The sequence below is a fragment of the Cryobacterium sp. N22 genome, from assembly GCF_002929555.1.
Taxonomy (GTDB): Bacteria; Actinomycetota; Actinomycetes; order Actinomycetales; family Microbacteriaceae; genus Cryobacterium.
In genome coordinates, this window is the sequence record NZ_PJJP01000039.1 from 303,956 (window position 1) to 322,957 (window position 19,002).

Here is a 19,002-nt window from a genome sequence, read left to right on the forward strand (position 1 = left end):
CAGGAAGGAAATTCCCCGGTAGACCCAAAAAAATCGGTTGCCCCTTGGCTCAAGTTAGCGGTCTGGAACCACCCGGCACAAGTTAAATCTGAAGTATTTTCATGTCAATATTTTCGCGACTTTTGCGGCCGGATCTGCGCCACGCCGCCCTGCCCGCGAGGTGTCCGCCGAAAATCAGATCCGGCGGGTGCCAGCGTCGCGATCCTCCCTCGGATCAGCCCGTTCACTCCCTCGACGTGCGGCCCCGGGCGCGGAATCGGCTAGATTGGTTCAGCAGTACTGAAGGCACCTCACCATCGACACGGTGCCGCTGAAATGAATCGGAGAGTCATGACCCACGCTGACCGCGTTCCCGAAAAGCCCGCCCTCGAAGGGCTCGAAGCCAAGTGGGAGACCAGCTGGGAAGCACAGGGCACCTACCGCTTCGACCGGGCCGCCGCCACGAAGGAGTCGATCTTCTCGATCGACACTCCCCCGCCCACAGCCTCCGGCTCGCTCCACATCGGCCATGTCTTCAGCTACACGCACACCGATGTCGTCGCTCGCTTCCAGCGCATGCGCGGCAAGAGCGTCTTCTACCCGATGGGTTGGGATGACAACGGCCTGCCCACCGAGCGACGCGTGCAGAACTTCTACGGTGTGCGTTGCGACCCGTCGCTGCCGTACACGCCCGACTTCGTTCCGCCCTTCGAGGGCGGCGACGGCAAGAGCACCAAGGCCGCCGACCAGCTCCCCGTGAGCCGCCGCAACTTCATCGAACTCTGCGAACGCCTCACCGTTGAGGATGAGAAGCAGTTCGAAGAACTGTGGCGCACCCTCGGCCTCAGCGTCGACTGGAACCAGAGCTACCGCACCATCGCGCCGGAGTCCATCACCGCCTCCCAGCTCGCCTTCATCGGCAACGTCAACCGTGGCGAGGCCTACCAGGCCATGGCCCCCACCCTCTGGGACGTCACCTTCCGCACCGCCGTCGCCCAGGCCGAACTCGAGGACAAGGAGATGCCGGCGGCGTACCACCGGGTGTCCTTCCACAAGCCGGATGGCTCCACCATCGAGATCGAGACGACCCGGCCGGAACTCCTCGCCGCCTGTGTCGCCCTCGTGGCGCACCCGGACGACGACCGTTACAAGCCGTTCTTCGGCACCACCGTGCGCACCCCGGTGTTCGACGTCGAGATCCCGATCCTCGCGCACCACCTCGCGCAGAAGGACAAGGGCTCGGGCATCGCGATGATCTGCACCTTCGGCGACGTGACCGACGTGGTCTGGTGGCGTGAACTCGACCTGCCCAACCGCGCCATCATGGGCTTCGACGGCCGCATCATCGCCGAGGCCCCCGACGTTCTCGTCACCCCGGCCGCGCAGGCCGCCTACGCCCAGCTCGCCGGCAAGACCGTCTTCTCGGCCAAGCAGGCCATGGTTGACCTGCTCCGTGAGTCCGGCGACCTGATCGGCGACCCCAAGCCGATCGTGCACCCGGTCAAGTTCTTCGAAAAGGGCGACAAGCCCCTGGAGATCGTCTCAACCCGCCAGTGGTACATCCGCAACGGTGCCCGCGACGAGAAGCTCCGCGCCCGCCTGATCGAACACGGAACCGCGTTGCAGTGGCATCCTGAATTCATGCGCGTGCGCTACGAGAACTGGGTCAACGGCCTCACCGGTGACTGGCTGGTCTCCCGCCAGCGCTTCTTCGGAGTTCCCCTGCCCGTCTGGTACCCGCTCGACGCCGATTCCAACCCGGTCTTCGACCAGCCGATCATCGCCACCGGCGACCTGTTGCCCGTCGACCCATCCTCGGATGTGGCTCCCGGCTACACGGCCGAGCAGCGCGGCGCGGCCAACGGCTTCGTCGGCGAGGTCGACGTGATGGACACCTGGGCCACCTCGTCCCTCACCCCGCAGCTGGCCGGCGGTTGGGAACGCGACCCCGAACTCTTCGACCTCGTGTACCCGTACTCGCTACGCCCGCAGGGCCAGGACATCATCCGTACCTGGTTGTTCTCCACCCTGCTGCGCGCCGAACTCGAGCACGGCGAATCCCCGTGGAAGCACGCGGCGCTGTCCGGCTTCATCGTCGACCCCGACCGTAAGAAGATGTCCAAGTCCAAGGGCAACGTGGTCACTCCCGCCGACGTGCTCACCCAGCACGGCTCCGACGCCGTGCGGTACTGGGCGGCGTCCTCGCGGCTGGGCACCGACGCGGCGTTCGACCCGAAGAACCCCACCCAGATCAAGATCGGCCGCCGCCTGGCGATCAAGATCATCAACGCCAGCAAGTTCATCCTCGGCTTCGCCGGCGATGACGCGGCGCCGGTGACCGAACCCATCGACGTGAGCATGCTCGCCCGTCTCGATGTCGTCGTCGGCCAGGCGACCGCCGCGTTCGACGCGTTCGACCACGCCCGTGCACTGGAGTCGACCGAGAGCTTCTTCTGGACCTTCTGCGACGACTACCTCGAACTGGTCAAGGAACGCGCCTACGGTGAGACCGGTCCGGAGCAGGCCTCGGCCGTCGCCGCGCTGCGCACCGCCCTGTCGACGTTGCTGCGCCTGTTCGCCCCGTTCGTGCCCTTCGCGACCGAGGAAGCCTGGTCGTGGTCCAACGACGAATCGGTGCACCGTGCCACCTGGCCGGTCGCCTCCGGCACGACGCCGGATGCCGACAGCATCGCGCTGCTGGACCTGGCCAGTCGGGCGCTCACGGGCATCCGTCGGGCCAAGACCGACGCGAAGGCGTCACAGAAGTCTGCCGTCACCTCCGCCACCATCGGCGGACCGGAAGCAGAGGTTGCCCTGCTCGCGCATGTTGCCGCCGATTTGAAAGCAGTAGGCCGGATCACGGACTTGACCTTCGTCAAGGCCGATGAACTGGTCGTAACTGATATCGTGCTCGCCACGGTGTCGGAAATTTAAGGAGAACCGCATGTCAATCAAGGTCCGCCCGCTCGGCGACAAAGACTTCTTCCCGTGGCTCGGCCTGTTCGAAGGGTATAGCGAGTTCTCCAAGAGCGACCTGACCGACGAGAAGGCCCTGCGAGTGTGGAGCTGGATCATCGACAAGAACCATGACCTCGACGGCGCTGTCGCGGTCGACGACAACGGCGACTTCGTCGGATTCACGCTCTACCGTGCGTTCCCGCGTACCCTCAGCGGCGACGTCGGACTGTTCATCGACGACCTGTTCGTGACCGCGGCTGTGCGTGACGGCGGGGTGAGCAAGTCCCTGCTCGAGTTCGCCCGCGAGTACGCCAAGGCGCACAACTACCGCACGCTGCAGTGGATCACCACGGCAGACGACAAGTCCACCAAGAAGCTCTACGACGAGGTCGGTACCCGCACCAACTGGGTCACCTACGAGGCCGAGGTCTAACCATGCAACTCGGAACCCGCTGGTCCCTCGGCGCAGAACCGCCGGCCGGGCTGCCCGAGGTCGTCGTCATCGCCCTGCAAGCCGTCGAGGGCGACCTCGCCGCGCTACCTGACGACACCAGCGCCTGGCGCTGGACGTTGACTTGGTTGGAGGGCAACCCGGTCATCGAACTCGACGACGGTACCGTCATCCGGTTCGACCCGAAGGAAGACAGCGCTACCATCACGCAGCCCGCCATCGTCATGGACGACGACGAGGACTGGATCTAGGCCGCCGCCTCCCACCGCCACAGGGCGGCGAGTCCGAGTCCGCCCGCGATACTCAGGGCGCTCAGGGACAGCTCACCCGCAGAAGCCCCTGCGCGGCACTGGCTGAGCAGGCGCAGGACCAGCTGGGCCCCGGATGCCCCGTAGGGGTGCCCGAGCGCGATGGCGCCGCCCTGCTGGTTGGCGCGCTCCACGGGGATCGCCATCTGGTCCAGTGATGCCAACGTCTGCGATGCAAACGCCTCGGTGAACTCCACCCGGCCCAGCTGCCCGGCCGTGATTCCGGTGCGGGCGAACAGCTTCAGCCCGGCCGCCGCACCGCCGACCCCGAGCAGATTGGGGTCGACACCGGCCGGCACCGCATCCACAAAGACCAGGTGACCGGATGCGCCGAGAGCCGCCGCGCGCGCCCGGCTGGTGACCACCACCACCACGGCGCCGTCCGCATCACCGCAGGAGTTGCCGGCCGTGACGGATCCCCCCGCCGCGAACACCGGAGGAAACCGGGCCAGGAGGCTCGGGGTCAGGGCCGAACGGGGCCCGGAGTCTGCCGAGACCGGCCCCTTCGTCGTGCCTACGTCGACGATCTCGGCGGCGAAGACGCCGGCCTCCCTCGCTTCTCCGGCCAGCCGGTGGCTGCGGAGGGCGAAGGAGTCCTGCCGCCCGCGGTCGACGCCGTAAACGGCCGCAACGGTCTCTGCTGCGACGCCCATGTCCGGGTCGCCGATGTCGTCAGGTGAGAATCTCACCCGGTCGTAGAAGTCGGGGGCGCCATCCGTGGAACTGAGCCGGTGGGCCCGCAGCGGTGCCGTGCTGGTGCTTTCCACGCCGCCCGCGAGGTACAGGCTGCCGGCGCCGGCCTGCACGAGCCGGCAGGCCAGGATGATGGCTTCCAGTCCGGATCCGCACTGCCGGTCGATGGTCACCCCGGGTACGGCCAACGGGAGTCCCGCCGACAGCAGGGCCAGTCGGGCCACATTGCCGCCGCCGCCCACCGCGTTGCCGATGATCACATCATCGACGTCGGCTGCGGCCAGGCCACTGTCGGCCAGGACCGCCGCGAGCACCGGCGCCAACAGGTCGGCGGCCGTCACGCCGCGCAGAGCCCCGTTGCGGCGGGCGAAGGCCGTGCGGCGGCCCAGCAGGATCACCGGCTGCCGGTCATCCTGGTGGATACCCTGACGAGCGCGGGGCGGATCAGCGGAGGCGAACGACACGGGGGTCTTCCTCCTCGATCCACTGTGCCAACAGACTGCGGCTGACCTTGCCCGCCGTCGTCACGGGAAGCTCGGTCAGCCTGAAGAAGTCGCGAGGGCGGTGCGCTCCGACCAAAACTCCAACGCAGGCGGTCCGCAGCCGGGCGGCGTCCAGCTCGGGCCCGGCGACCACAGCAGCGACGACGCGGGTGCCGAAAACCGCATCGGGTCGTCCCGTCACCACGGCGGCCTGCACCCCGGGCACGCCGTGCAGGGCGGCCTCCACCTCCTGCGGATACACATTGGTGCCGGCGCTGACGATCATGTCGGCCCGGCGACCACGCACGTGCAGCACTCCGGACTCGTCGAGGAAGCCCTGGTCGCCGACCGTGCTCCAGGCGCCGGCGCGCGTCAACGCCGCGCCGTCGTCACCCCACAGATAGCCGTCACAGACGTAGTCGCTGACGACCTGGATGGTTCCGGTCACGCCGGCCGGGAGCGGCCGGCCCGCGTGGTCGGCGATGCGGATGCCGACCCCGGGAAAGGGGAGCCCGACGATGCCGTCGGCGTTGGGAGGAGTGTCGCCAGGGGCCACCGTGGACGCCGCGACAAAGCCCAGTTCGGCGGCGCCGTAGTAGCTCACGATGGTGGCGTGGGGCGCCCACCGCTGCAGCAGACCGGTGGTGGCCGCGTCCAGCTTCGCCCCGCCGCTGACGATGCAGACGACCTCGCGATCCTCCCGGCCGGCCGCGACCGCCCGGTCGGCGAGCATCCGCAGCACTGTCGGAACGGCCACCAGCCTGGTGATCCGTTCGCGCTCGAGGCAGCCGAAAACGGCCGCCACGTCGAACCTCTCCAGGAAGTGGAAGCTGCCGCCGGTGTGCAGCGACTCGACGAGCGCGTATAGATTGAGGCTGGCCGTGAGCGGACCCGGAGCGAGGGTGCGGTCGTGCCGGGTCGCCCGCAGCACCCCGGGGCTCTGTTCGAGCGAACGCTGCCAGGACCGCCGGGTGCGGCGGAAGGCCTTGGGCAGGGCGGTCGTGCCCGAGGTGAAGCCGTACAGGAACGTGGACTCTGCCGGGCCGTCGGTCAGACGCTCCACGGTGCATCCTCCGGAACCGGGCTCACCGGGCGCGGGCGCACCGGTCGTATCGGATCCTGCCGCGATGCCGCGCAGCCGCCGCTCGACCTCAGCGCGCTGCTCCGCCGGCCAGTGCGGATCGAGCACGGCGACACACCCGCTGCCCGACACCCCCGCGAGGAACTCGACCACGGCGTCGATGCTGTTGGCCCGGTTGATGACCGTGAGGCCGTTGGTGACGGGCCGGTCGAGGATGCGCTCGCGCAGCCGGGCGTAGCTGACGGTCTCGCCGTCGACGGCGACGGCGACCTGGTCGGGGAACGACTCGGCCCAGCGGTGGAGGGACGTGAGAATGGGCATCGGTACCATTTCTACCGCACTGTGCTGAATGAGGAGGTAGCTGACCGAGCACGTGGCTGAATGGGGAACGTGCCGCTCAGGATGGCTGGACGGCGATGATCTCCCCGTGCGGCATGGCGAACCAGCCGTCCGGATCCTGGGCCCACCGGTGCCAGGCTGCGCTGATCTCGTGCAGGTCGCTCAGCCGGGCGGCCCCGGACTCGATGGCGTGAGCGGCGAAGTCCGCCTCGATCACGCGCGCCGCCCACGATTCGCCCCACCATTCCCGCTCCGCCTCCGATGAGAAGCACCAGATCGATGCGCTCACGCTCACAGTGTCGAAGCCGGCCTGTCTGGCCCACGCCTTCAACGCCCGGCCGGCGTCGGGGTCGCCGCCGTCGAACTCGTGCACGGCCCGGTACACCTGAATCCATCTGTCGAGTCCGGTCAGCTTCGGGTACCAGGCCACGGCGCCGTAGTCCGTGTCGCGGGCGGCGAGGATGCCGCCGGGCTTGAGGACCCGCTTCATCTCCCGCAGCGCCGCCACCGGGTTGTCCAGGTGCTGCAACACCTGATGCGCGTGCACGATGTCCACTGAGGCGTCCGCCGCGGGCAACGCGTAGGCGTTCCCGACCGCGAACCGGGCGTTGTGCACTCCCCCATCGAAGGCCAGGCCCGCCGCCTGCTCAACGGCCAGGTCCGACGGGTCCACGCCGAGAACGGAGCCCGGTGCGAGCCGCCGGGCCAGATCGAGCGTGACGGTGCCCGGTCCGCTCGAGACGTCGAGCAGGCTGAGGCCGGGTCGCAGGTGCGGGAGCAGGTAACCGGCGGAATTCTCGGCCGTGCGCCAGGTCAACACCCGCTGCGGGTGCTCGTGGCCGAACGGATGCCCGGCACGGGGTGCGGTCTCCTGTCGCTCCGGGGTGTCGCCCCGTCCTCCGCTGCTCATGCCGGCGCTGCTCATGCCGACACTGTACGACGCTTGGCCCCGTTGCGAGCCGCCCCGCCAGCCGGCGTCCGAAGCTGGGTCCTAGGCTAAGTCCATGGCCGACTCCCCGAACCCCTTCTTCGCTCCCAGCACCCTGCCGTACCAGCTTCCCCCCTTCGGTGAGATCCGCAATGAGCACTATCGCCCGGCGTTCGACGCCGGGATGGCTGAACAGCTCGCCGAGGTCGCCGCGATCACGGCGGATGCGACCGAGCCGACCATCGAGAACACCCTCGTCGCCCTCGAACGCAGCGGCCAGGTGCTGCAGCGGGTGGCCACGGTGTTCTTCTCGCTGAGCTCGTCGGACGCGACTGACTTCGGCACCGCCCTCGAGGAGGAGCTCGCACCGCTGCTCGCAGCGCACACCGACACCATCCGGCTCGACCCCGCGCTCTATGCCCGAATCGCCGCCCTGTATGAGCGACGCGGCACCCTCGATCTCGACCCGGAGACCGCCTACCTGCTCGAGCGGTATTACACCGAGTACACCCTCGCCGGCGCGGGACTCTCCGACGCTGACAAGGCGGCCCTGCGCGACCTGAACATGCGCCTGTCCACTCTCACCACCCGGTTCGAGAAAAACCTGCTCGCCGACACGAACGAGCTCGCCGTCGTGATCGACGACGTCGCCGACCTCGACGGGCTCGGCGAGGGCGAGATCTCGGCCGCCGCCGCGGCGGCCACGGAACGAGGTCTCCCCGGCGCCTACGTTCTCACCCTGGTGCTGCCGACCAGCCATCCGTACCTCGCCTCGCTCACCGACCGCTCGGTGCGCGAACGCCTGCTCACCGCATCCCGCTCACGAGGCATCCGAGGCGGCGAGCACGACAACCGCGAGCTCGTGCTGGAGATCACCCGGTTGCGGGCCCGGCGTGCGCGGCTGCTCGGCTTCGCCAGCCACGCCGCCTACGTCACGGCCGACGAGACCGCGAAGTCCCCCGAGGCCGTCGCCGACATGCTGGAGCGCCTCGCGCCGGCCGCGGCACGCAATGCCCGCGAGGAACAACACGCGCTGCAGGCCGCCGTGCGGGACGCCGGCGGCGACTTCGAACTCGCCGCCTGGGACTGGGCGTTCTACACCGAGAAGGTGCGGCAGGCCCGGTACGACGTCGACACGAGCGCCATGCGGCCGTACTTCGAACTGGAGCGGGTGCTGCACGATGGCGTCTTCTACGCGGCGACCCTGCTCTACGGGATCACCTTCACCGCGCGAGACGACCTCACGGCCTGGAACCCCGAGGCCCGGGTCTTCGAGGTCGCCAACGAGGACGGCTCCCCGGTGGGCCTGTACATCGCCGACTTCTACACCCGTGACTCCAAGCGCGGCGGTGCCTGGATGAACGCGCTGATCTCGCAGTCCACCCTGCTGGGCACCCCGACCATCGTCACCAACAACCTCAACGTGCCCAAGCCCGCCGCCGGCTCCCCCACCCTGCTCAGCTTCGACGAGGTGACCACCCTGTTCCACGAGTTCGGGCACGCCCTGCACGGACTCTTCGCGCAGGTCACCTACCCGCGGTTCTCCGGCACCAATGTGTACAGGGACTTCGTCGAATTCCCCAGCCAGGTCAACGAAATGTGGATGCTCTGGCCCGAGGTCCTGGCGAACTATGCCAGGCACTACCGCACCGGCGAGTCCATGCCGCAGGAGCTCGTGGACCGCATCCGCGAGTCGGCGACGTTCAACGAGGGCTTCGCCACCAGCGAGTACCTCGCCGCCGCCCTGCTGGACCAAGCCTGGCACCGCATCAGCGCCGACGACACCGTGGAGGATGTGGCCGCATTCGAAGCGGCCGCGCTGGCCGCGGTGGGCCTGGACAACCCCGTTGTGCCCACCCGGTACGCGAGCACCTACTTCGCGCACACCTTCTCCGGCGGTTACGACGCCGGTTACTACTCCTACATCTGGAGCGAGGTACTCGACGCCGACACCGTGGCCTGGTTCACCGAGAACGGCGGCCTCACCCGGGCCAACGGCGACAGGTTCCGTGACCGGCTGCTCAGCGTGGGCGGCAGCGGAGACCCGCTGGCCGCTTACCGTTCCTTCCGCGGCCGGGACGCGCACATCCAGCCCCTGCTCGACCGCCGAGGCCTCAACTAGCCGCCAACGCAGAACCGCCCCCGACACGAGGTCGGGGGCGGTGCGATACGGGCGGCTCGGGCTACGCCGACTTCTCCTCGCGGCGGGCCGAGTGCAGCACGATGGTGGGGGCCGCGTTCTCCAGGACCGACTCACGGGTGACCACGACGCGGGCGACATCCGTGGCGGACGGCACCTCGAACATGATCGGTCCGAGCACCTCCTCCATGATGGCGCGGAGGCCTCTGGCGCCGGTCTTACGCAGAACCGCGAGGTCGGCGATGGCCTCGAGCGCGGGCTGTTCGAAGTCCAGCTCCACACCGTCGAGTTCGAACATGCGCTGGTACTGGCGCACCAGGGCATTCTTGGGCACCGTGAGGATCTGCATGAGGGCCACCTGGTCGAGCTGGGTGACCGTGGTCACCACGGGCAGCCGGCCGATGAACTCGGGGATCAGCCCGAACTTGTGCAGGTCTTCGGGCAGCACCTCGCTGAAGAGGTTGATGTCGTCGCCCTTGCTGTGCAGCGGGGCGCCGAAGCCGATGCCCTTCTTGCCGGCACGCTGGGAGATGATGTCGTCAAGCCCGGCGAAGGCGCCGGCCACGATGAACAGCACGTTGGTGGTGTCCACCTGGATGAACTCCTGGTGCGGATGCTTGCGCCCGCCCTGCGGCGGCACCGAGGCGACGGTTCCCTCGAGGATCTTCAGGAGCGCCTGCTGCACGCCCTCCCCCGACACGTCGCGGGTGATCGACGGGTTCTCGGCCTTGCGGGCGATCTTGTCGATCTCGTCGATGTAGATGATGCCGGTCTCGGCGCGCTTCACGTCGTAGTCGGCGGCCTGGATGAGCTTGAGGAGGATGTTCTCCACGTCTTCACCCACGTAGCCGGCCTCGGTGAGCGCCGTGGCATCCGCAACGGCGAACGGCACGTTGAGCCGCTTCGCGAGGGTCTGCGCGAGGTAGGTCTTGCCGCAGCCGGTGGGGCCGATCAGCAGGATGTTGGACTTGGCGATCTCGACGTCGTCGTGGATGGCGTCGGCCGCGGTCAGGGTGGCACGGCTGCGCACACGCTTGTAGTGGTTGTAGACGGCAACGGCCAGGGCGCGCTTGGCGGCTTCCTGCCCGATGACGTACTCCTCGAGGAATCCGAAGATCTCCCGGGGCTTGGGCAGCTCGAATTCACTGCCGACTTCTTCGGCTCCCGCCTCGGCCAGACGTTCTTCGATGATCTCGTTGCAGAGCTCAACGCATTCATCGCAGATGTACACGCCGGGACCGGCAATGAGCTGCTGCACCTGCTTCTGGCTCTTTCCGCAGAAAGAACACTTCAACAGGTCGGCGCTCTCGCCTATTCGGGCCATCCGTGAGCCTCCTCCATCAGTGACGCTGAATTCGAGCCTAGCTTGTGCGTGTGACAGATGCGTGCAGCCACGGAACAAAGCGAAACGGCGCGCCGCCGGTGGGCGACGCGCCGTTCGGCGAACAGGCTGACCAGAGGGCCAACCCGTCGCCCAGGTGCTACTTGACCAGGGTGGGAACGTTCTTGCGGCTGGTCAGGATCTGGTCGATCAGGCCGTATTCGAGGGCCTCTTTCGAGCCGAGGATCTTGTCGCGGTCGATGTCCTTGTGGACCTGCTCCTTGGTGCGGTTGGAGTGACCGGCGAGGGTCTCTTCAAGCCATTCGCGCATCCGCTGGATCTCGGCCGCCTGGATCTCGATGTCGGAGGCCTGGCCGCCGCCCTGGCCGCCGGCGGACGGCTGGTGGATGAGGATGCGGGCGTTGGGAAGCGCGAGGCGCTTGCCGGGCGTGCCACCGGCCAGCAGCACGGCGGCGGCGGATGCCGCCTGGCCGAGGCAGACCGTTTGGATGTGCGGACGGATGTACTGCATGGTGTCGTAGATCGCCGTCATCGCGGTGAAGGAGCCACCCGGTGAGTTGATGTACATCACGATGTCGCGGTCGGGGTCCTGGCTCTCGAGCACGAGCAGCTGGGCCATGACGTCGTCGGCAGAGGCGTCGTCAACCTGCACGCCGAGGAAGATGATGCGGTCCTCGAAGAGCTTGGCGTACGGGTCCTGGCGCTTGTAGCCGTAGGCGGTGCGCTCCTCGAACGTGGGGAGGATGTAGCGCGACTCCGGTGCCTGCGGTGCCATACCGCCCGGTGCCATACCGCCGGCCTGGTGGCCAAAATTAGTGAATTCCATTTTCTGCCCGTCCTACTTCTTGTTCACTGAATCGTCGGTGCCGCCGCCGCCGACGACCTGCGTCGCAGATTCGCGCAGGTGGTCAACGAATCCATAGGCCAGGGCTTCCTGGGCGGTGAACCAGTTGTCGCGGTCGTTGTCGATGAGGATCTGCTCGACCGACTTGCCGGTCTGCTCGGCCGTGAGTTCGGCCATGCGCTTCTTCATGTCGAGGATGACCTTGGCCTGGGTCTGGATGTCGGCCGCCGTGCCGCCGAATCCGCCGGACGGCTGGTGCAGCAGCACTCGCGCGTTCGGGGTGATGTAGCGCTTGCCCTTGGTGCCGGAGGAGAGCAGGAACTGGCCCATGGAGGCCGCCAGTCCGATTCCCACCGTGACGATGTCGTTCGATACGAACTTCATCGTGTCGTAGATTGCCATGCCCGCGGTGATCGAGCCACCGGGTGAGTTGATGTAGAGGAAGATGTCCCGCTGCGAGTCCTCTGCGGCCAGCAGCAGGATCTTGGCACAGATCTCGTTGGCGTTGTCGTCCCGCACCTCTGAGCCGAGCCAGATGATGCGGTCGGCCAGCAGTTTGTCAAAAACGCCGGGTGTAAGTGCCATTTCGGCCATGTCGCGCTCCGTTTCGCTTGTCGCTTCAGAATGAATCTATAGGGTCCAACGCGCGCAAAAGGCTCTGTTCGCCCTCGGCAGATTCACACCGTTGGCGGTACACGCAGAACGGGCCGGATGTCCGAAGACATCCGACCCGTTTGCTGGCGCCATCAGGCGTCGGTGTTACTTCTTTGCAGCGGCCTTCTTCTTCGGCTTGGCCTCGGCGGCGGGCGCCTCCTCGGCGGCTTCGTCAGAAGCAGCCTCGTCGGTGGCCTCATCCGCGGCGGGCTCGTCGTCGACGACGGCCGTGAACTCGGACAGGTCGACGGTGGCACCGTTCGAGTCGGTGACCAGCGCCTTGCCCAGGGCGATCGCGAGGGCCTTGTTGCGGGCAACCTCGGCGACCATGGACGGGATCTGGCCGTTGCCGGACAGGGCCTGAACGAACTCGCTCGGGTCCATGCCGTACTGCGAGGCACCCTGGATCAGGTACTGGGTGAGCTCGTCCTGGCTGACCTTGACCTTCTCGGCCTCGGCGATGGTGTCGAGCAGGATCTGCTGACGGAAGGTCTTCTCGCTGGCCTCGGTGACCTCGGCGCGGTGGGTCTCGTCTTCGAGGCGGTTCTCGCCCTCGAGGTGACGGTGCACCTCGTCGGCGATGATCGCCTCGGGGATCGGGACCTCGACGGAGGAGAGCAGCTGCTCGATGAGCAGCTCACGGGCCTGGTTGCCCTGGCCGAAGACCTTGGAGCGGCCGACCTGGACCTTGAGGCTCTCGGTGAGCTCGTCGATGGTGTCGAACTCGCTGGCGATCTGCGCGAAGTCGTCGTCGGCGGTGGGGAGCTCGCGCTCCTTGACGGCGATGACGGTGACGGTGATCTCCGCGGTCTCGCCCTCGTGGTCGCCGCCGAGCAGCTTGGAGGCGAAGGTCGTGGTCTCACCGGCGGTGAGGGACTCGAGGGCCTCGTCGATGCCCTCGATGAGGTCGCCGGAGCCGACCTCGTAAGAGATGCCGCTGGCGTTGTCGACCTCGACACCGTTGACGGATGCGACGAGGTCGATCTGGGCGAAGTCGCCGCTGGTGGCGGGACGGTCGACCGTGATCAGCGTGCCGAAGCGGCTGCGCAGGGTGTTGAGCTCTTCGGTGACCTCGTCGTCGGAGATCTCGACGGCGTCGACGGTGAGCTTGAGGCCCTCGTAGGCGGGCAGGTCGATCTCGGGACGCACGTCGACCTCGATGGCCAGCTGCAGGTCGCCGGAGAAGTCCTTGTCGCTGGGCCACTCAACGATGTCGGCCTCCGGACGGCCGAGCGGGCGGAGCTTGTGCTCGTCGACGGCCTTGCGGTAGAAACCGTCGAGGCTCTCGTTGACGGCGTGCTCCAGCACGGCGGACTTGCCGACGCGCTGGTCGATGATGGCGGGCGGAACCTTGCCCTTGCGGAAGCCGGGGATGTTGATGTCTTCGGCGATGTGCCCGTAGGCGTGGGTGATGCTGGGCTTCAGCTCTTCCGGGGTCACCGAGATGGTGACCTTGGCGCGCGTGGGGCTCAGCTTTTCTACCGTGGACTTCACGTTTAAATCTCCTGTGTTCGACAGATTATGTTCGACAGATGTGCAGGGGGGTGATGGTCGGGGCGACAGGATTCGAACCTGCGACCTCTCGGTCCCAAACCGAGCGCTCTACCAAGCTGAGCTACGCCCCGGATGTCATCTCACCCGTTGGGGCCACCAACTTGGCGCGCATACTCACGCGACAGGCGGATTGACCTCCGTCAGTCTAGTGCACGCCCCGAAGCCCGGGGCGTCCCTGTGCGGATTCCGGGCGCGTTCCGGGGTGTTTGTCGGCGCTCGGGAAAAACGTGCCCCAAACCTGTACTACGATATTCGAGTGCCAGCAGGTGTGGCACATGGGGATGTAGCTCAATGGTAGAGCCTCAGTTTTCCAAACTGATGGCGCGGGTTCGATTCCCGTCATCCCCTCCAAAACGCTTGTCCGCAACCATCTCGTTGGTCGAGCTCGTCGAGACCCCGTGACGTCCCCTCGCTACGTAGGCGAGGTCACCGGATCTCGACAAGCTCGATCAACGGCGCGGCGTGACACGCAGGTCCGCCAGCGGGGCCCGTCCGGCTCAGTCGAAGGCGTAGGTCACGCCGGTGAGGCGTTCGCTTTCGGTCCAGAGGCAGCGGGCGTCGTCGGTGTTCTGCGCCCGCTTGGAGCGGGTCACCGGCACCGGATGCCCGTGCTGCTGCCCGAATCCCTCCGGTCCGATGAACGAGTCTCCGGGCAGCCCTGGCAGTGTGGCGGCGTACAGCGAGGGCAGCGCACCCCATTCGGCCGGCTGGGCGAGGTGCCGGGTGAGAGTCGCCATCATCCGGCTGCGCCTGGTGGTGGTCTTCGCCCCGCGCATGATCGGGCCCGCCGTCTGCAGGTTGGTCAGGGCGAAGCCCGGGTGCGCCGCCATCGCCCGAAGCGACAGCTTGGCGGCCGCGGCCCGGCGCTGCAGCTCGCTGGTGAACAGCAGGTTCGCGAGTTTGCTCTGGCCATAGGCCGGCCACGGCCGGTAGCGTTTGGCGCCCGACAGGTCGTCGAAGTTCATCCGTCCGATGCGGTGCACGGTCGACGACAGGGTCACCACGCGCGCATCCTGGCTGGCCGCCAGCAGCGGCAGCAGTCGCCCGGTGAGCGCGAAGTGGCCCAGGTGGTTGGTGCCGAACTGCATCTCGAAACCGTCACTCGTTCGCCGCTGGGGCAGGTTCATCACGCCGGCATTGTTCACCAGCAGGTCGAGCCGACCCGTTTCGGCGGCGAATCCGTGGGCGAACGCGGCGATGGAGTCGAGGCTGGCCAGGTCGAGCACCCGCACCGTGAGGTCGGCGTCGGGCAGGCGGGCGCGCATCCGCGAGGCGGCGGCCACTCCCCTGGCGGCGTCACGCACGGCCAGGGTCACGGCGGCGCCGTGCGCGGCCAGCTCCACCGCGGTCACGAAGCCCAGGCCCGAGTTGGCCCCGGTCACGATGGCGGTGCTGCCGGTGAGGTCGGGGATCTGGGCTGCTGTCCAGCCGCGCCTGAGCTTCGGTTCCACGGATCAGGCCAGGCCGAGGGTGTCCAGCGAGGCGCGCAGGGTCGCGGCGGAGTGTTCGAAGAGCGCCTGCTCCTTGGCCGAGAACGGCACGTCGATGACACGGGCGATGCCGCTGGCGTCGATGACGCTGGGCACCGACAGGGCCACCCCACTCACACCGCGGTAGTCGGTGAGCACCGAGCTGACCGGCAGGATGGCTCCCTCGTCGCGCAGGACCGCCTCGACGATGCGGGCGCCGGAGAGGCCGATGGCGTAGTTGGTGGCGCCCTTGCCCTCGATCACCTTGTAGGCGGCGTTCTTGACCTCGTCGGCGATCGACTCGAACTCGGCCTCGGAGAACGGGACGGACCCGCTGGCTGCGGATCCCGCCGCACCGCGGGCCAGCATCCAGTCGGCCAGCGAGATCGGGCCGATGCGCGCCTGCGACCAGAGCGGGAACTCGGAGTCGCCGTGTTCGCCGACGATGAGGGCGTGCACGTTGGAGATGGCCACGCCCACGCGTTCGGAGAGCATCCAGCGCAGCCGGGAGGAGTCCAGCACGGTGCCGGAGCCGAACACCCGCGCCGGCGACAGCCCGCTGAACTGCTGGGCGGCCACGGCGAGCACGTCGACGGGGTTGGTGACGAGCACGAAGATGGCGTCGGGGGCCCGCTCGACGAGCTTGGGCATCAGGTCGCGCAGGATCTCCACGTTCACGCCGGCCATCTCCAGCCGGGACTGGCCGGGGTGCTGGCGGGCGCCGGCGGTGATCACCACGACGTTGGCGTCGCTGACCACGTCCAGGTCATCGCCGCCGGTGACCCTGGATGCCCCGGTGAACTGGGTGCCGTGGGCGAGGTCGAGCACCTCGGCGGCGACCTTGGCGGAATTGATGTCGTACAGGGCCACCTCACGGGCGGACTCGCGGATCAGGGCCGCATAGGCCAGGGAGGTTCCGACGGCGCCGGCACCGACGATGGCCAGTTTGGAGTTCTCAATCACGCTCATGGTCCTAGTGTCCTCCATCGCGCCCGCACCCCCGGCACTGTTCGGCGTGGCGGATGCGGGCCACTATGGCTGCATGTCCGACGAGGAACCGGCATCCGACCGGTCAACCCCCGAGGTTTCCCCGTCTGTGCGCGCGCAGTTGCTCGCCACGGAGCACTGGAGCCTGCTCGCGTCCCGCAGCACCACCCAGGGCGAGGTGCTCACCCGCATCAGCATGTTCCTCTACCTGGTCTCGGCCGGGCTGGTCAGCCTGGCCCTGGCGGGGCAGGCCACCGATTTCGACGAGGGCTTTCCCGGCATCGCGTTGACGCTGCTCGGCATCATCCTGCTGGTGGGCGTGTTGACCCAGGTGCGGGTGATCAGCGTGGCCCTGGAAGACCTCACTTATGTGTTGGCGATGAACCGGCTGCGCGGGGCGTACGCCGAACTGGATCCCGGCATCAGCCGGTATTTCATGGCGTCACGTTTCGACGACATGCCCGGTTCGCAGACCACCTATTACTTCTTGGGCGCCCGCAACTGGAGCCAGGTTCTCGGCAGCAGCATGGTGTTCATCATGGCCGTGAACTCGGCGCTGCTCGGGTTGCTCCTGGCGGGCATCACCCTGGCCATCAGCTGGCCGCCCTGGCTCTGTGTCGCCGTGGCCGTGCTCGGCGGACTGGGATTCATGATCGGTTCGATGAATCTGGGCTACACGCGTTATCTCGACCTCTGGCGCCATCACACGCCGCTCTACCCGTCGCCGGCACGGGACGACGGCCGCCCCGGTGCCGCCGGTTCCGCCGATTGACCCGTCAGCCCTGCAGGAAGGCCAGCACCGCGAGAACCCGGCGGTGGTCTGACCCGGTGTCGTCCAGGCCGAGCTTGACGAAGATGGCGGTGACGTTTTTCTCCACGGCCCCACCCCGATCACGAGGCGTTCCGCGATGCCGACGTTGGTGCGGCCCTCCGCCATCAGGCCGAGCACGTCGCGCTCCCGCGGGGTCAGTGCCGCCAGCGGCTTGGTGCGCCGGGCCAGCAGTTCGCGCACCACCTGGGGGTCGAGCACCGTGCCGCCGGCGCTCACGCGGGCGACGGCATCCTGCAGCTCGTCGAGGGAGGCGACCCGGTCCTTGAGCAAGTAGCCCAGGCCGCCCTCGCCCGACGCCAGCAGTTCCTGCACGTAGGTGCCCTCGACGTACTGGCTGAGCAGCAGGATGCCGATACGGAGTCCTCGGCCAGGACCAGGCGTAGCGGTGCGGTGGGGGCTGGAGGCGGGAGTGTGCTCACCCGTTCAGGATAGGGCGCACTCATCACCGAACGACGGAGCTGCCCAGGTCGGTGACCAGCGGGATGTGCGCACCCACCGCGGTGGGGCCGCCGTTCGGGCTCCGCACCGACAGGATGCCGCGCAGGCCCTTGAGGCGTTCGTCGAGGCCCGCCAGGCCGTGGCCGTCCTGCAGCACCGCGCCGCCGTGGCCGTTGTCGATGACCCAGAGGTCCAGCCAGGTCGAATCGTCCTCAGGCACCCGGCGGAGTTCCAGGTGCAGGCGGATGCCGGTGGCGCCGGCGTGCTTGGCCACATTGGTGAGCAGTTCAGCGGCGATGAAGTAGGCGCTGCGCTCAATCTCCGGGGGCAGCCGCAGGTCGCGGTCCACCTGCAGTTCCACCTGCACGGGCACGGTGCTGCGGGCCGCCAGCGACTCCAGGGCCACGATCAGGCCACGGTCCTGAAGGATCGGCGGCACCAGTCCACGGGAGAGCGCGCGCAGTTCCTCGAGGGTGTCGCGGGCCTGTTCGCGGGCTTCGACGAGCAATCGGCGTGCCGCCTCCGGATCGTCGTCGAGACGGCGTTCGGCGCTGGCGAGGTCCATCTGCAAGCGCACCAGGCGCTGCTGGGGGCCGTCGTGGATGTCGCGCTCGAGCCGGCGCAGGGACTGGTCTTCGGCCGACACGGCGGCGCCGCGGGAGGCGCTGAGGTCGGCGACCTCGCGCTGCAGGGCCTCGGACGACCAGGCGCCGAGCATCACGCGGGCGATGCCCTGGTGCATCAGGACCATGCCGCGGGTGACGAACGGCAGCGTGAGCAGGAAGGCCAGGCCCAACGCGGCGTTCAGCACGTTCTCGGCGGCCAGGTTGTTGGACGCTCCGGTCATCAGGCTGAGCAGCCCCTGCGACTCGCTGTCGTACGGCAGCGACCAGCTCCAGATCCAGTAGGTGAGCCCGCCGAGCGCGCCGGCCAGCCAGACGATGGTGATCGACCAGGACACGACGCCCACGATGAAGTTCACGATCATGCCGTGCAGGAGGTAGAGCCAGTAGTGGCCGGACACCAGGGGGCCGAGGATGGCGCGCAGCGGCGTCGCGGGTTCCCCGCGCGGCGTCCACTGCGGCTGAGTGATGGCCGGCTGGCCGGCCCAACGCAGCCGGGTGACTTCGACGACGCCGAAGCCACGGGCGGCATACAGGGCCGCCACCACGATGAACAGGCCCACGAACAGGGCGACCAGGCTCAGGCCGGTGGAGAACAGGGTGACCAGCACGGTCAGGGAGATGATCACCACGGGCAGGGTCGGCAGCAGGAAGCCGAGTTCCCGGGGCGTGCGGGCCCAGAGGCCGAGGTAGCCGGAGGCCCCGTTAGCGTCGGAGTCCTCGCGGTTGGGGCCGGCGGGATCCTGAACGGCGGGTTTCTGAGCGGGGGTCTCGGCGGGCTGCACGAAGCCCAGCGTGGCAGAGTTCAGGCTCGCGGTGGTGTCACCGGAGCCGGTAGCGGGGTTGAGGGTGTCGTTCGTCATGGTTCCAGCGTGCTCTGCGGCGCGTTCCGGGCCCATC

General features: G+C 68.1%; 15 protein-coding genes, 2 tRNA genes and 1 pseudogene. 6 read left to right on the forward strand and 12 right to left on the reverse strand.

The genetic code is table 11. From position 1 onward, the window contains the following. Positions 1-330: 330 nt before the first annotated feature. Genes valS through CXY76_RS16845 form a run of 3 tightly spaced genes read left to right on the forward strand, consistent with a single transcriptional unit; the run spans position 331 to position 3,639 of the window. Positions 331-2,913 (forward strand): valine--tRNA ligase, encoded by a 2,583-nt coding sequence (valS, locus tag CXY76_RS16835; protein WP_104166556.1) that lies wholly within the window; start codon positions 331-333, stop codon positions 2,911-2,913. Between the two features lie 10 nt (positions 2,914-2,923). Further along, the gene (locus CXY76_RS16840; RefSeq protein ID WP_104166558.1) at positions 2,924-3,370 is read left to right on the forward strand and encodes a GNAT family N-acetyltransferase; all 447 of its coding nucleotides are present in this window, start codon (positions 2,924-2,926) and stop codon (positions 3,368-3,370) included. A 2-nt stretch (positions 3,371-3,372) separates the two neighbouring features. Further along, positions 3,373-3,639 carry a hypothetical protein gene (locus CXY76_RS16845; protein WP_104166560.1) on the forward strand — a complete coding sequence of 89 codons (267 nt, stop codon included), beginning with the start codon at positions 3,373-3,375 and terminating at the stop codon, positions 3,637-3,639. Here the strand turns inward: CXY76_RS16845 and CXY76_RS16850 are convergent. From CXY76_RS16850 to CXY76_RS16860, 3 genes are all read right to left on the reverse strand, one after another. After that, positions 3,636-4,853 (reverse strand): thiolase family protein, encoded by a 1,218-nt coding sequence (locus tag CXY76_RS16850; protein WP_233199962.1) that lies wholly within the window; start codon positions 4,851-4,853, stop codon positions 3,636-3,638. The two genes, CXY76_RS16845 and CXY76_RS16850, sit on opposite strands and share 4 nt — an antisense overlap. Next, on the reverse strand, positions 4,834-6,273 hold the full coding sequence (locus CXY76_RS16855) for a class I adenylate-forming enzyme family protein (protein WP_104166562.1): 1,440 nt from the start codon (positions 6,271-6,273) through the stop codon (positions 4,834-4,836). Before CXY76_RS16855 ends, CXY76_RS16850 begins: the two co-directional genes overlap by 20 nt. A gap of 76 nt (positions 6,274-6,349) precedes the next feature. Beyond that, complete coding sequence (locus CXY76_RS16860) at positions 6,350-7,216, reverse strand: class I SAM-dependent methyltransferase (RefSeq protein ID WP_233199964.1); 867 nt, start codon at positions 7,214-7,216, stop codon at positions 6,350-6,352. A 79-nt stretch (positions 7,217-7,295) separates the two neighbouring features. On the opposite strand from CXY76_RS16860, the gene CXY76_RS16865 reads away from it, so the two are divergent. Continuing rightward, positions 7,296-9,341, forward strand: a complete 2,046-nt coding sequence (locus CXY76_RS16865) for a M3 family metallopeptidase (protein WP_104166564.1) — start codon at positions 7,296-7,298, stop codon at positions 9,339-9,341. Positions 9,342-9,402: 61 nt separating this feature from the next. Here CXY76_RS16865 and clpX read toward each other — a convergent pair whose 3' ends face one another. From clpX to CXY76_RS16890, 5 genes are all read right to left on the reverse strand, one after another. Beyond that, positions 9,403-10,683, reverse strand: coding sequence for an ATP-dependent Clp protease ATP-binding subunit ClpX (clpX, locus tag CXY76_RS16870; RefSeq protein WP_088456390.1), 1,281 nt, complete (start codon positions 10,681-10,683; stop codon positions 9,403-9,405). A 157-nt stretch (positions 10,684-10,840) separates the two neighbouring features. Next, a complete protein-coding gene (locus CXY76_RS16875; RefSeq protein ID WP_369826171.1) occupies positions 10,841-11,527 on the reverse strand; it encodes an ATP-dependent Clp protease proteolytic subunit in 687 nt (228 codons plus the stop codon). Between the two features lie 12 nt (positions 11,528-11,539). Then, the gene (locus tag CXY76_RS16880) at positions 11,540-12,139 is read right to left on the reverse strand and encodes an ATP-dependent Clp protease proteolytic subunit (protein WP_104166568.1); all 600 of its coding nucleotides are present in this window, start codon (positions 12,137-12,139) and stop codon (positions 11,540-11,542) included. A 165-nt stretch (positions 12,140-12,304) separates the two neighbouring features. After that, a complete protein-coding gene (gene tig / locus CXY76_RS16885; protein WP_104166570.1) occupies positions 12,305-13,693 on the reverse strand; it encodes a trigger factor in 1,389 nt (462 codons plus the stop codon). Between the two features lie 54 nt (positions 13,694-13,747). Then, a tRNA-Pro gene (locus tag CXY76_RS16890) sits at positions 13,748-13,824 on the reverse strand. A 206-nt stretch (positions 13,825-14,030) separates the two neighbouring features. Here CXY76_RS16890 and CXY76_RS16895 point away from each other — a divergent pair. Continuing rightward, positions 14,031-14,104 (forward strand) — tRNA-Gly (locus CXY76_RS16895). 146 nt (positions 14,105-14,250) lie between these two features. On the opposite strand, the gene CXY76_RS16900 is transcribed toward CXY76_RS16895, so the two are convergent. Further along, the gene (locus CXY76_RS16900; protein WP_104166572.1) at positions 14,251-15,204 is read right to left on the reverse strand and encodes an oxidoreductase; all 954 of its coding nucleotides are present in this window, start codon (positions 15,202-15,204) and stop codon (positions 14,251-14,253) included. A gap of 3 nt (positions 15,205-15,207) precedes the next feature. Beyond that, positions 15,208-16,191 carry an L-lactate dehydrogenase gene (locus CXY76_RS16905; protein ID WP_104166574.1) on the reverse strand — a complete coding sequence of 328 codons (984 nt, stop codon included), beginning with the start codon at positions 16,189-16,191 and terminating at the stop codon, positions 15,208-15,210. On the opposite strand from CXY76_RS16905, the gene CXY76_RS16910 reads away from it, so the two are divergent. After that, positions 16,190-16,981, forward strand: coding sequence for a hypothetical protein (locus tag CXY76_RS16910; protein WP_369826172.1), 792 nt, complete (start codon positions 16,190-16,192; stop codon positions 16,979-16,981). The genes CXY76_RS16905 and CXY76_RS16910 overlap by 2 nt on opposite strands. 4 nt (positions 16,982-16,985) lie before the next feature. Here CXY76_RS16910 and CXY76_RS16915 read toward each other — a convergent pair. Together CXY76_RS16915 and CXY76_RS16920 are read right to left on the reverse strand one after the other, a co-directional pair. After that, positions 16,986-17,398 (reverse strand): annotated as a pseudogene (locus CXY76_RS16915) (LuxR C-terminal-related transcriptional regulator); the annotation flags it as partial. Positions 17,399-17,483: 85 nt separating this feature from the next. Further along, on the reverse strand, positions 17,484-18,965 hold the full coding sequence (locus tag CXY76_RS16920) for a sensor histidine kinase (protein WP_104166576.1): 1,482 nt from the start codon (positions 18,963-18,965) through the stop codon (positions 17,484-17,486). Between the last annotated feature and the right edge of the window lie 37 nt (positions 18,966-19,002).